Consider the following 12,196-nt stretch of genomic DNA (forward strand, 5'->3'; position numbering starts at 1 on the left):
CTAGGCTGGGTAAGTCTGGTCATGCTTCCCGAAAGAGTACTGAGTTGCAAATGAGACCCACGCTCCCTCTGTTCGCCTGTTTGCTCTCGTGCACCTGCGTGTCGGCGCTGGCCGATACCTTCAGTGCCGCCATTGGCATGGATTATTCAAGTGGCGACTATGGTACCGGCACCACTTCGGAAATCTGGTATGTGCCGGTGGTCGGCAAGTATGAGAGCGGCCCCATGACCTACAAGGTTACCGTGCCTTGGTTGCGTATCACCAACCCCGAAGTCGGCCCCAATGGTGACCCCTTGCCCGGTGGTTGCCGAGACGTGGAAAGCGGGTTGGGTGACACGGTTGCCAGCGCCGCCTATGCACTGCTCGATGGTCGTGACGGCGGCCTGATGCTGGACCTGATCGGCAAGGTCAAATTCCCTACCGCTGATGAAGACCAGTGCCTGGGCATCGGCCAGTACGACTACACCACCCAGGTCGACATAGCCAAGGGCTTTGGCCCGGTCACCGGTTTCGCGACGCTGGGTTGGAAGAAGTTCGGTGACCCGCCCGATAGCGACTTCGATGACCCGGTATTTGCCAGTCTCGGCTTTGCCCTGCCGGTGGCGGTCGGTACTTCGGCCGGCGCCTCCTACGATTGGCGGCAGAAAGTGGTCTCGACCGGGGCGCAGATCAAGGAGCTTACCCTGTTCCTCACCCACAAGCTCAACCAGCAGTGGAAAGTCCAACTCTATGCAGTCAAAGGCTTCTCGGATGCCAGCCCGGATGCCGAGGGCGGCCTGATGCTGTTTCACACGTTCTGACAAAAAAGCCCCTGCGCCGGTCATTCCCTATGGAGAACGCCGGGGCAGGGGCTTTGCAGGCTTCAGCCGTTTTAGATGGGTTCAGCCCACATGTCGTACTCGTCGGCATCCACCACACGGCAACGCACTTTGTCGCCTGGCTTGAAACCATGGTCGCCATCGATGAACACGCTGCCATCGATTTCCGGTGCATCGAAGAAGCTGCGGCCAACCGAACCTTGTTCCTCGACTTCGTCGATCAGCACGTCGATTTCCTTGCCGATGCGCAATTGCAGGCGGGCAGCACTGATGGCCTGCTGGTGGGCCATGAAGCGGTCCCAGCGCTCTTGCTTGACGTCGTCCGGTACTTCGGCCAGGCCCAGGTCGTTGGCCGGGGCGCCTTCCACCGGCGAGTACTGGAAGCAGCCCACGCGGTCGAGCTGGGCTTCGGTCAGCCAGTCCAGCAGGTACTGGAAGTCTTCCTCGGTCTCGCCCGGGAAGCCGACGATGAAGGTGGAGCGGATCACCAGCTCAGGGCACTGCTCGCGCCAGTTCTTGATGCGCGCCAGGGTGCGGTCTTCGAAGGCCGGGCGCTTCATCGACTTGAGCACTTTCGGGCTGGCGTGCTGGAACGGGATGTCCAGGTACGGCAGGATCTTGCCGGCAGCCATCAGCGGGATCACGTCGTCAACGTTCGGGTAAGGGTACACATAGTGCAGGCGTACCCAGGCGCCCAGGCTGCTCAGTGCTTCGCACAGCTCGAGCATGCGGGTCTTCACCGGGCGGCCGTTCCAGAAGTCGGTCTTGTACTTGACGTCGACGCCGTAGGCGCTGGTGTCCTGGGAGATCACCAGGATTTCCTTCACCCCGGCCTTGACCAGGCGCTCGGCCTCGCTCAGCACTTCACCCACCGGGCGGCTGACCAGCTTGCCGCGCATCGACGGGATGATGCAGAAGCTGCAGCTGTGGTTGCAGCCTTCGGAGATCTTCAGGTAGGCATAGTGGCGCGGGGTCAGCTTGACGCCCTGTGGCGGCACCAGGTCGATCAGCGGGTTGTGGTCCTGACGCGGCGGCACCACTTCGTGAACGGCGTTGACTACTTGCTCGTACTGCTGCGGACCAGTGACCGACAGCACGCTTGGGTGCACGTCACGGATGCTGCCTTCTTCGACGCCCATGCAGCCGGTGACGATCACCTTGCCGTTTTCCTTGATCGCTTCGCCGATCACTTCCAGCGATTCGGCCTTGGCGCTGTCGATGAAGCCGCAGGTGTTGACCACCACCACGTCGGCGTCCTCGTAGGTGGGTACGACTTCATAGCCTTCCATGCGCAGCTGGGTCAGGATGCGCTCGGAGTCGACCAGGGCTTTTGGGCACCCCAACGATATCATTCCTATACGCGGTGGTTTCTCTGTCATCATAGGATGATCCTCATCAGGGTTATATTTTTGGTAATGGCAAAAAACGGCGCGCGAGTATACAGCTATTTGAGGTTTTCCGATCCCCGGCAAGCGACCGGCAGTAGCGCCGACCGTCAGTTGCAGTACGCTCAGCAATGGGCTGCCAGCAAGGGCCTCGTCCTCGATGACACGTTATCGCTCAGAGATGAAGGTCTGTCAGCGCTGTCCGATGCACTGATCTACCCACAGAACCTGCTGGTTCGCCGAGAACTCGGCGCGGACATTGTGGCCACGGTGTCGAGCACCACTACTGCCTTGGCCGCCACCGGCAGCCCACTGACCCTCAATGCCCAGACCTATGGTCCTGGCGCACCGGTGGCGCGACTCGCCTGGGCACCAACGGAGCCGCCACCTCATCGGTGAATACCCTGAGCGCCGGCGAGGTGGCCACCGACTGGGGTATCCGCTGCCTGCGCTCCAGCAGCTCGATGTTCACAAAGGTGCAGAACCTCACGAAGAACATCACCACTCAAGGCACCGATTCGGCATCGCGGGTGCTGGCTGACTCGCTGTTCCAGATCGGAAGTGGCTCCGCTGCGTTTGGGGGAGAAGTGGATATCTCTGGAGTGGCGATTTACTCCAGGCCGCTGAGCGACGACGAGCTGAATGCTGTTGCAACCTGGTGGCGCAAACGAATGCTGCGACTTGGAATCGTGGTGTAAGAAAAAGCCCGCTTAAAGCGGGCTTTTTCTATAGCTCGATAATTTTGCAGTATTGCACAAGCCCTACATCATTCAATATGACCGGCTTCAATATCTCGGATCTAGACTTCGGCAACCAAGTTGCTCTAATCTCGAATTGCCCCTTAAACTCTTCATCCTTGATGTATGCCGCGTCATCCCCCCAGTCACGGAAATTATACTGTTCGATCCTAGGCTGGTATCTGACCGCTTCCAGCTTAAAGCTTTCTTCATGGATACTCACAAGCTTACCCATTGATTCCGTGAGCCGATCATAAAATCCTCGCGGGTTTGCAATTTCTAGGCAGGACTCGGTCCCGTCAAATTCTTGCATCACTTCTTTCGAAAGCCGATAAGAAGTGCAGTGCACATAGCAGTCAAGCTCGTTGAACTCGATGCCTACCCCAATGTTCACCATGTTACCCGGCCGACTAGGATCAGCATGCCTTATGACGTTGAAAGCGCTCATCGCTTGCTGATTTCTAGCGCTGTTCGGCCCTTCCAGCAAATTATCTATGTGGTGGTGGACAATCTTCCGGCCTTCCCAAGCGTCGGCGATCCCTCTCTTATGTTCATCTCTCCGAAAATCATGGAGTGTGCCAATCCTGATATTACCAAGCACATTAAGTGCATTGTTATTGCGGTTGCTTGAATATCTATAGAGCCTCATAACTCTCACTCCAGCCAAATGCTTTAACTGTCCTTAATGTGGGCAGCCATAGCAGTCAGTCATCACTGTCCTTGTATTGAAGTTTGCAAATATTCTTAATGACTTCAGAGTATTCCTTAGCAAACATAAGCGCGGCGTGGCGCGACTCGATTATGTAGGCTTCGTAATAGTCGCCCAGCGAGACAAACGCGATCGCGGCGGGATTAGCATCTCTATTAGAATTTATATGGATCTCCAGCTCAGCTGCATGCTCACGGCCGATATGCACAGCTGGCTGATAACCTAGCGTAGTCAATGAGTCTTCGATTTCTGTGTGATTAGTTTTTGAAAGTAAATCATCAACAAATGCCGGAACAGCTTGGGTAATGGCCCCCGAGCTTTTTACATACATCATCTTCAACTTCCTTTTGACTACCGGTGATTAGAAACGAATCCCTGTGTCCTCATGGCTGGATCCTGCTCAAAGCCTCGCCATGGGGACTCAAACTCTCACCCCATACGATGGCACATCGCTAGCCGGGAAAAATACTGCTTCACAAAAAAATCGACGGAGAAAATCACTTATCCCCCTCCCGCCGACGCGCCTTGCGTCCTGATTTTTTGCAAACCAGATGTGGAGTGAAATGGATGCTTCTGTGGCGCGGGCGTTAGCTGCCCGGGGTCGGATGTCCATTGCACTTTGTGCAAAATTTTGACGAAGAATGCAGTGCCATCGGGGTGTATTAGCGCTGAACGCTCAGTCTTGCCGCCCCCGCGCACCCCCCATAGCCACGGGGCGAGCCACGATCCGAGCCACTGAAAAAGCGACGTAAATGCTGATTTTTTCGGCAGTGCCTACGTCGATTTTACGGTGTCTTAGACAGGGTCTGACATTCGTACAAAAGGCTTCTAACGACCGTGCTAGAGCGGTTTTCGTCACTTCGTAAGCGTCATGGCGTTTACATTTCATTGCGTAGTGCTACGGCCCTGATGTGAATCTCCAGCTGATTTCGCTGTGTTGCAGATGGCAACACAGCTACACAACTGCAACACGACGTGCTAAAGTGGTTTCACTGGACATAGGCCAGTTACCAGTGCAGTCAATCCCGACTGCCGACCATTACCAGAGGCGCAGCTAAACCTATGTTTTCGCTGCAAGAAGCAGGTGACCCGCATGCAAGCAAACGCAGCCGTTAGGACTATTTGTCTAAGATCTTAAACAGGAGAACGTCACGACCCTATACACGAATTGGAGATAGCGATGGAAAGAACAGCCGAGGCAGGCGTGAGGCCTGTATCCATAAATATGAGGGCTGATTCGAAACGGCGCGATCTTATCGATGCTGCAGCTGACATCCTTAGCATCGATCGGACCAGTTTCATTCTCGATGCCGCGTGTCGGCGTGCAGAGGAAGTGATCGTGGATCGTAAGCTTTTTCTGCTTAGCGATGAAGCGTTTGACCGTTTTGAAAAAGCTCTTGATGCGAACCCCATTAGGAGCAACGAATGCGTCAAGAAACTGCTTTCCAGGCCGAAGCCCTGGAGCTGAGCCCACCGGAGAAACTGGGCAGTCACCACGTGACAGCAAATTTCGACTGCAATGAGCCGTCGATTAATGACTTTTTGCGAAGCAAGGCGCTGAAAGCGCAGGATGCCAAGCATGCGATGGTATACGTAGTGTGCTTCAAGGGCACTCATGACGTAGCCGCTTATTACACGCTGTCTAACAGCGCAATTGATCGCAGGTATGGTGCCACGGCCCAGATTCGCCGTAATGCGCCAAACCCTCTGCCTGTGACTGTATTGGGGCGCATGGGGGTGACGGCCACGGCTAGCGGCCGTGGGCTCTCATTGGCATTGCTTGCAGATGCCATTGAACGGAGTTTGGCTGCGTCGGAGAGCATTGGGTCTACGGCTTTGATAGTACACCCTCTCACAGAGCGCCTTGTTGCGTTCTACGCCAAGCATGGGGGGTTCATTCCATGCCCTGACTTGTCGCCGATGACGATGATGCTCTCGTTGAAGTAGCTTGCATCGCAAAAAGCCCGCTTAAGCGGGCTTTTGTTTGTCTCGATTTTCACATCAAAAGTATATTTTAGGCATCGCTAGGGCAACCCAGGCTTACGAAACCTACCTTGGGGGTGGCGGGCGTGGTGGACATGACTAACCTCGGTATTGAATACAGGTCGCCCGGCCGGAATCGGGGGCGAACTTGACGGGCGCTTTTGGCGCCTCTGATCAAAAAGTGCGCAATTCTAGCGAGCGCAAGGGCGCTTGACCAGCAGAAATACGACGAACGCTGCGCTATGCTTCGCGCCGTTGCGCCGGGGTACCTTCCAGGGCCTGGTGGCAGATTGATTACCAAGGGCCGTGAAGGCCGTTTGCGGGAGTGGTCGATGGTTCAGGCAAGCAGTCACGCTGAGGGCGGGCACGAGGGGAAGCAGGGTGCGTCACGGTCGGTGGGCCTGCTCGTGGCGGCGGTCGGGGTAGTTTATGGCGATATCGGCACCAGCCCGTTGTATACCCTCAAGGAAGTCTTTACCGGCGGCTACGGGGTGTCGGTCAACCATGATGGCGTGCTGGGGATCCTGTCGCTGATCCTTTGGTCGTTGTTGTGGGTGGTCTCGTTCAAGTATGTGATGTTCATCTTGCGTGCCGATAACCAGGGGGAGGGCGGCACCATGGCGTTGACCGCTCTGGCGCGGCGGGCCACGGCGGCGTACCCGCGGCTGCGCACGCTGATGGTGATCTGTGGCTTGATCGGCGCTTCGCTGTTTTATGGCGACAGCATGATCACCCCGGCGGTGTCGGTGCTGTCGGCGGTGGAGGGCATGGGCCTGGCCTTCGATGGCATCGACCACTGGGTGGTGCCAATTTCGCTGGTGGTGCTGGTGGCGCTGTTCCTGGTGCAGCAACATGGCACTGAGAAGATCGGCAAGCTGTTTGGTCCGATCATGGTGACCTGGTTCGTGGCGCTGGGCGCGCTGGGTGTGCATGGCATCTCGCAGAGTCCGGAAGTACTCAAGGCGTTCAACCCGGGCTGGGCAGTCAACTTCTTCGTGGTGCACCCCGGTATTGGCGTGGCCATTCTGGGTGCGGTAGTGCTGGCGCTGACCGGTGCCGAGGCGCTGTACGCCGACATGGGGCACTTTGGCCGCAAGCCGATTGCCCGGGCCTGGTTCATCCTGGTGCTCCCGGCGCTGGTGCTCAATTATTTTGGCCAGGGTGCACTGCTGCTGCAAAACCCGGAGGCCGCGCGCAACCCGTTCTACCTGCTGGCGCCGGGCTGGGCGCTGCTGCCCTTGGTCGGGCTGGCCACCATGGCCACGGTTATCGCTTCGCAGGCGGTGATTTCCGGGGCCTTCTCCCTGACCCGTCAGGCCATCCAGCTGGGCTACATCCCACGTATGCAGATTCAGCACACCTCAAGCGACGAGCAGGGGCAGATCTACATTGGTGCAGTGAACTGGACGCTGATGGTGGGTGTGGTGCTGCTGGTCATCGGCTTCGGGTCCTCGGGCGCTCTGGCGGCAGCCTACGGGGTTGCGGTCACCGGTACCATGCTGATGACCACCATCCTGGTGTCCGCGGTGATGCTGCTGCTGTGGAAGTGGCCGCCGCTGCTTGCAGTGCCGATTCTGGTCGGCTTCCTGTTTGTCGACGGGCTGTTCTTCGCCGCCAATGTGCCGAAAATCGTCCAGGGTGGTGCCTTCCCCGTGTTGGCCGGTGGTGTGCTCTACCTGCTGATGAGCACCTGGAAGCGCGGCAAGCAGATTCTGGTCGAGCGCATCGATGAAGGTGCCCTGCCATTGCCATTGTTCATCAGCAGCATCCGCATTCAGCCACCGCACCGGGTCGAGGGGACTGCAGTGTTTCTGACGGCACGCTCCGATGCCGTGCCGCATGCGCTGTTGCACAACATGTTGCACAACCAGGTGTTGCACAGCCAGGTGGTGCTGCTGACTGTGGTCAGCGAAGACCGGCCGCGGGTGCCCGAACATGAGCGTTTCGAGGTGGAAGCCTATGGCGACGGATTCTTCCGTGTGCTGCTGCACTTTGGGTTCATGGATGAGCCGGACGTGCCTGCCGCGTTGAAGCTGTGTCATCTGGATGACCTGGACTTCACGCCCATGCGGACCACCTACTTCCTCAGCCGCGAGACGGTGATCGCGTCACGGCTGGAGGGGATGTCGCGCTGGCGGGGCAACCTGTTTGCGTTCTTGCTGAAGAATGCCAACGGCAATCTGCGCTTCTTCAACCTGCCGTTGAACCGGGTGATCGAGCTGGGGACGCAGGTCGAGATCTGAATGGGTTTATACAGCAGGGTCGGGGCCGCAGAGCGGCCCTGACCCTTGTCAGTTCTGCTCAGCTACGCTGGACTTGCCTTGGCGCGTCTCGATCTCGCCAATCAACCGCTTGGCAAGTGCCGGGTAGTTCTCGTCGAAGTGGTGACCACCAGGCAGTTTCAGGCGCTCACCCACTGCCGTCTTTTCCGTGCAACCGCTCTCGTCGGTTTCCTCGACGCCATATACGCACACGACCTTGGACGCTGGCAGCTTGGCCATTTCCGGCCCGGTTGGCGCTTCCTGGCCTTCCTTGCCCAGCCAACCCTCGACCTCGATCTCGAAGCTGCCACTGCGCGCAAAGGCTAGCAGCATCACCGCGTCGATACGCTGTTGGTCCTCGACGGGCAGGCGGTTGTAGATCGCCGGCAGCACGTCGGCGCCGAACGAATAGCCGGTCAATACGAAGCGCTTGGTACCCCACTTCTGCCGGTAGTGATGCATCAGCTCGGAAAGGTCGGCGGCGCTTTGTTCCGGGGTCTTGTGCTGCCAGTAGTAGCGCAGCGTGTCGATGCCCACCACCGGGTAACCCAGCTTGGCCATTTCCCCGGCCACGTCGCGGTCCAGGTCGCGCCAGCCGCCATCACCAGAGAGGAACAAGGTAACCGTGTCTGTGGTTTGCCCGGCCGGCACTTCGACCACCGGGATGGCCAGTGCGTTACCGTCGCGGCCGACCAGGGCTTGGGTCAGTTGCGCCTTGAGCACTTGTGGCAAGTGGATGTCGTAGTCGCTGATGCTGGTTTCGGCGTTGGCCTGGTCGCGCACGAAGGCGGCGCTGGCGTCATCCGGGTTGTCGTTCCAGGCGACGTTCCAGTGGCCATGGGCAGCCGATTTGGGCAGCGGAGCCTGGCAGTCAGGCTGTTCGAGGGTGAAGCCCACGGAAATGGCCCGCGCCTTGTCATCGTTCTGGCTGGCCAGCCAGCGCCAGGCCTGGGTGGCACCGGGGCCGATGCCGGCGACCAAGGTCGGTTTTTCCTGCAGTTGGGTCAGCGCCTGGTCCATGGCCTGCTGCTGCTTGCTGCAGTCGCCAGGCGGCAGAATCACCTGCACTAGCTGGGCTTCACCGGCCTGGCTCAGGTCGAGCAGTTGCTTGCCCGTCAGTGCCTGGTCTTGTGGCACGCCGATGGCCACCCGGGCCTTGGGGTGCACGCCAGGGGTAACACGGGTGATGCTGGTGTCATTGATGCTCATTTGCTCCAGGCGCGCCTCGGGGGCCGGGCGCGTCCACAGCCAGAAGGCCAGCGCACCACCCAGGGCGGCCAGCAGCAGGGGAACCAGCAGGTACAGCCAAAAGCGTCGGGTCATCAGCGTTTCACCAATCCAGTCAGGCCGCCTGCAATCAGAGCGGCGGTGTCGGCCAGTGCCACCAGCGGGTCGAGCCCGGCTGGCACGGCCATGTAGCGGGGTTCCCAGTCCGGCTGGAACTTGTCCTTGAAGCGTCGAAGCCCCTGGAAGTTGTAAAGCTGTTCACCACGGCGGAACACCAGCGAACCCAAGCGTTGGGTCAAGGGGGCGCCACGCCTGGGTTGCAGGCCGGACAGCGGTACCATGCCCAGGCTGAAACGCCCGTAGTCATGGCTTTTGTAGTGCAGGATCAAGCCGATCATCATGAACTCCATGGTCAGCTTTGGCGCTTCGGGGTGCGCACGCATCAGGTCGAGGCTGGCCAGCTCGTTCCCATGGGTCTCCAGCAAGTTGGCGAAGGCTACCGGGCGGCCCTGGAAGCGAATCAGGGCTATGCGGAAGTGCTGCAGGTAGTCTGGGCTGAAGCGCCCCAGCGAAAAGCCTTTCTCGCGCACGTTCTTGCCGCCGAGCCAGGCGTCGGAGATTTCCTTCAGCTCAGCCAGCGGGGCGTGGCCGGGCTCATGGATCTCCAGGCTCAGGCCATCGCGTCCGCCGCGGTTCCAGGTGTAGCGCAGGTCTTTCATCTCCTTGCCTTTGGCTTCAAGGTCAAAGCGGCGCAAGTCGACCCGGGCTTCTTCACCGAGCTTCAATGCGGTCAGGCCGATGTCCATGTAGAACGGCAGGTTCTCCGCACGTACTTGGTAGAACACGGGGCGTGCGTGGTGCAGGTCGCACAGGTCGCGGAACTGCCAGATCATCTCGGCGCGTTCCTGGGCCGGGCCTATCGGGTCGTACAGCGCCACCAGGCTGCGGCCGCGCCGGGCGTACATGAGGAACGCGTTACCACGCGGGTGGAACAGCAACGCCTTGTCGCCAGTCAGCGCCAAGCCGCCGTCGGGTTGGTCGGAGGCCTGCAGGATGCGGTTGGCGCGTTGCAGCTCTTCTTCATCGGGCAGGTGGATCACGGGCGGCGCTGTGCGCAGCAGCCACGTCAGTGCCACGGCAGCCAGCAGCAAGGCACTGCCCATGGCGGCGCGCAGGCCGCGTGGCGCGTCGGCATCGAGGGTGAACTGCCACCACAGCTGATGGCTGTAAGGCACATCCTGGTAGGCGAACAGCAGAAGCCACACTGATGCGCCCACCGTACAGGCGCTGGCCACCAGGAAAACCGGTGAGAAGGGCAGCTCCAGCAGTCGGCTGGGGCGATAGAACGAGCGGCGGAACAGTGCGAGCAGGGCGGCGGTAAAGGTCAGCAGGCAAGCCTCTTCCCAGTCAAAGCCCTTCAACAGCGACAGCAGGGCGCCGACCAGCAACAGCACGGTGGTCAGTAGCCAGGCGGCGGACAGGCGCCGGCGCAGGCCTTGGGCCAGCAGCAGGCATAGCACACCGATCAGGCTGGCGCCGAAATGAGAGGCGTCGATCAGCCGGTGTGGCACCAGGAAGCCCATATGCTCCAGACGTGTATCTATCTCGGGCGTGGCACCGGAAAACAGCAGCACCACGCCGGACAGGAACACCAGAATCGACAGGATCGGTGCGGCCAGACCTGAAGCGGCCTTGATGGCCTGTTGCGCAAACAGCAGGCGTCGGGCTTCATTGGCCAGCAGCAACACGCAGGCCAGCAGCAGTGGCAGTACCACATAGATCAGCCGGTACAGCAGCAAGGCAGCCGCCAGCGGTGCGGCACCGAGCTGGTCGGCAAAGGCCGCCAGCAGGATCGCTTCGAACACTCCGACGCCGCCCGGTACGTGGCTGAGCACGCCCGCAGCCAAGGCCAGCAGGTACACCAGCACGAACGCGCCGAAAGGAGGGGCTTCGGGCAGCAACAGGTAGAGCACGGTAGCCGCCGCCGCCACATCCAGCGCGGTAATCAGCAATTGCAGGGCCGCCAGGCGTGCATCCGGCAGGCGAAGTGTGCGCCGCCCCAGTTGAACGAGCAGGTTATTGGCCGCCGGTTGCTCGGCCAGGCGTCGGCGGTACAAGCCAATTACCAGTAAGGCAGACACCACCAGCACGGCGCCGGCAACAGCTGCCAGCAGGCCGGGCGCCAACCCGAGCGCTGTCGAGGCCGCCGGCAGGTTGCTCAATGTCGCCAAGGCGGCCAGGGGAGGCAGCGCGCAGCCCAGTGACAGGCTGGCAAACACGGTCATGCGTGCGACTTCGCCAGCACCAAGCCCTTGCCGTGCGTACAGGCGATAGCGCACCGAGCCGCCAGAGAGCATCGACAGGCCGATGGCGTTGCCGATGGCAAAGGCGCTGAAGCCGCCCAGTGCCAGGCTGCGTGCTGGCAGTTTCACGCCGGCATAGCGGCTGGCCGACCACTCGTAGCCCAGCAGGATCACAAAGCCGATCACCGTTGCCAGCAAGGCGCCCAGCAATGACTGGGTGGGCACGCTGAGCATGGCATCGTGCAAGGCATAGATGTCCAGCTCGCTCAGCAGGTGGCGGCAGGCAATCAAGGCCATCGTGAACAGTAACAGGGTCACTATCAGGCCTATGGGCTGGCGGTAGCGACTCAGGCGTTCGAGTAGGGGCAGGCGCTGCACAGCACCGGGTAGCGCCGTAGCGAGTGGCACCGGAGGTTCGGGATTGTGCGAAGTCATGAGTTGCCCCGGGCATGCAGCGCGAGGTGAAGGAAAGGTGCGGCCAAGTGAAAGTCCCTTAGGAAAACGTATCCAATGTTACTCCGGCCTCAGGCGTTTGCAGCGGCTTGGCAGGGTTAAAGATAGTTCATCCTGGGCACGACATCTCAAGCCTGCGGGTTGGCATGAGGGGAGGGAAAATCGAGGCGACGAAAATCAGGGAGGTATAAAGCAACAAACCCCGCGCTGCTTTTACACAGGCGGGGTTTGTTCTGACGAATATGGTTGCGGGAGCCGGATTTGAACCGACGACCTTCGGGTTATGAGCCCGACGAGCTACCAGGCTGCTCCATCCCGCG

Annotated in this window: 11 protein-coding genes and 1 tRNA gene; 6 read left to right on the plus strand and 6 right to left on the minus strand. The window is 59.9% G+C overall.

All coding sequences use genetic code 11. The features are described from left to right. Window positions 1–50 precede the first annotated feature (50 nt). Window positions 51–800, plus strand: coding sequence for a hypothetical protein (locus AC3WLP_RS10535; protein ID WP_088513447.1), 750 nt, complete (start codon window positions 51–53; stop codon window positions 798–800). A gap of 71 nt (window positions 801–871) precedes the next feature. Here AC3WLP_RS10535 and rimO read toward each other — a convergent pair whose 3' ends face one another. Beyond that, a complete protein-coding gene (gene rimO / locus AC3WLP_RS10540) occupies window positions 872–2,197 on the minus strand; it encodes a 30S ribosomal protein S12 methylthiotransferase RimO (RefSeq protein ID WP_088513461.1) in 1,326 nt (441 codons plus the stop codon). 69 nt (window positions 2,198–2,266) lie between these two features. On the opposite strand from rimO, the gene AC3WLP_RS10545 reads away from it, so the two are divergent. Together AC3WLP_RS10545 and AC3WLP_RS10550 are read left to right on the plus strand one after the other, a co-directional pair. Continuing rightward, window positions 2,267–2,602 carry a recombinase family protein gene (locus tag AC3WLP_RS10545; protein ID WP_256596081.1) on the plus strand — a complete coding sequence of 112 codons (336 nt, stop codon included), beginning with the start codon at window positions 2,267–2,269 and terminating at the stop codon, window positions 2,600–2,602. Beyond that, complete coding sequence (locus tag AC3WLP_RS10550; protein WP_088513445.1) at window positions 2,599–2,901, plus strand: hypothetical protein; 303 nt, start codon at window positions 2,599–2,601, stop codon at window positions 2,899–2,901. The genes AC3WLP_RS10545 and AC3WLP_RS10550 overlap by 4 nt, the downstream gene beginning before the upstream one ends. Before the next feature lie 28 nt (window positions 2,902–2,929). On the opposite strand, the gene AC3WLP_RS10555 is transcribed toward AC3WLP_RS10550, so the two are convergent. Both AC3WLP_RS10555 and AC3WLP_RS10560 read right to left on the minus strand, forming a co-directional pair. Continuing rightward, a complete protein-coding gene (locus AC3WLP_RS10555) occupies window positions 2,930–3,589 on the minus strand; it encodes a hypothetical protein (protein WP_088513444.1) in 660 nt (219 codons plus the stop codon). A gap of 55 nt (window positions 3,590–3,644) precedes the next feature. Beyond that, window positions 3,645–3,983 carry a hypothetical protein gene (locus AC3WLP_RS10560; RefSeq protein WP_088513443.1) on the minus strand — a complete coding sequence of 113 codons (339 nt, stop codon included), beginning with the start codon at window positions 3,981–3,983 and terminating at the stop codon, window positions 3,645–3,647. Window positions 3,984–4,829: 846 nt separating this feature from the next. On the opposite strand from AC3WLP_RS10560, the gene AC3WLP_RS10565 reads away from it, so the two are divergent. The 3 genes from AC3WLP_RS10565 to AC3WLP_RS10575 all read left to right on the plus strand — a co-directional run bounded on the left by AC3WLP_RS10565 (window position 4,830) and on the right by AC3WLP_RS10575 (window position 7,875). After that, a complete protein-coding gene (locus AC3WLP_RS10565; protein ID WP_088513442.1) occupies window positions 4,830–5,117 on the plus strand; it encodes a type II toxin-antitoxin system TacA family antitoxin in 288 nt (95 codons plus the stop codon). Beyond that, window positions 5,075–5,596, plus strand: coding sequence for a GNAT family N-acetyltransferase (locus AC3WLP_RS10570; protein ID WP_088513441.1), 522 nt, complete (start codon window positions 5,075–5,077; stop codon window positions 5,594–5,596). The genes AC3WLP_RS10565 and AC3WLP_RS10570 overlap by 43 nt, the downstream gene beginning before the upstream one ends. Window positions 5,597–5,964: 368 nt before the next feature. Then, a complete protein-coding gene (locus tag AC3WLP_RS10575) occupies window positions 5,965–7,875 on the plus strand; it encodes a potassium transporter Kup (RefSeq protein WP_012051466.1) in 1,911 nt (636 codons plus the stop codon). Between the two features lie 48 nt (window positions 7,876–7,923). On the opposite strand, the gene AC3WLP_RS10580 is transcribed toward AC3WLP_RS10575, so the two are convergent. The 3 genes from AC3WLP_RS10580 to AC3WLP_RS10590 form a co-directional block, all read right to left on the minus strand. Further along, window positions 7,924–9,216 (minus strand): virulence factor family protein, encoded by a 1,293-nt coding sequence (locus AC3WLP_RS10580; RefSeq protein WP_012051467.1) that lies wholly within the window; start codon window positions 9,214–9,216, stop codon window positions 7,924–7,926. Then, window positions 9,216–11,858, minus strand: coding sequence for a bifunctional lysylphosphatidylglycerol flippase/synthetase MprF (mprF, locus tag AC3WLP_RS10585; RefSeq protein ID WP_017148149.1), 2,643 nt, complete (start codon window positions 11,856–11,858; stop codon window positions 9,216–9,218). Before mprF ends, AC3WLP_RS10580 begins: the two co-directional genes overlap by 1 nt. 261 nt (window positions 11,859–12,119) lie before the next feature. Continuing rightward, window positions 12,120–12,196 (minus strand) — tRNA-Met (locus AC3WLP_RS10590).

Source organism: Pseudomonas sp. FW305-E2, from assembly GCF_058782925.1.

What these genes read in the sequence shown, in the direction of transcription:
- AC3WLP_RS10535 (WP_088513447.1), top strand. Translation starts at nt 51, where the DNA reads ATGAGACCCACGCTCCCTCTGTTCGCCTGTTTGCTCTCGTGCACCTGC.
- rimO (WP_088513461.1), bottom strand. Translation starts at nt 2,197, where the DNA reads ATGACAGAGAAACCACCGCGTATAGGAATGATATCGTTGGGGTGCCCA.
- AC3WLP_RS10555 (WP_088513444.1), bottom strand. Translation starts at nt 3,589, where the DNA reads ATGAGGCTCTATAGATATTCAAGCAACCGCAATAACAATGCACTTAAT.
- AC3WLP_RS10560 (WP_088513443.1), bottom strand. Translation starts at nt 3,983, where the DNA reads ATGATGTATGTAAAAAGCTCGGGGGCCATTACCCAAGCTGTTCCGGCA.
- AC3WLP_RS10565 (WP_088513442.1), top strand. Translation starts at nt 4,830, where the DNA reads ATGGAAAGAACAGCCGAGGCAGGCGTGAGGCCTGTATCCATAAATATG.
- AC3WLP_RS10570 (WP_088513441.1), top strand. Translation starts at nt 5,075, where the DNA reads ATGCGTCAAGAAACTGCTTTCCAGGCCGAAGCCCTGGAGCTGAGCCCA.
- AC3WLP_RS10575 (WP_012051466.1), top strand. Translation starts at nt 5,965, where the DNA reads ATGGTTCAGGCAAGCAGTCACGCTGAGGGCGGGCACGAGGGGAAGCAG.
- AC3WLP_RS10580 (WP_012051467.1), bottom strand. Translation starts at nt 9,216, where the DNA reads ATGACCCGACGCTTTTGGCTGTACCTGCTGGTTCCCCTGCTGCTGGCC.
- mprF (WP_017148149.1), bottom strand. Translation starts at nt 11,858, where the DNA reads ATGACTTCGCACAATCCCGAACCTCCGGTGCCACTCGCTACGGCGCTA.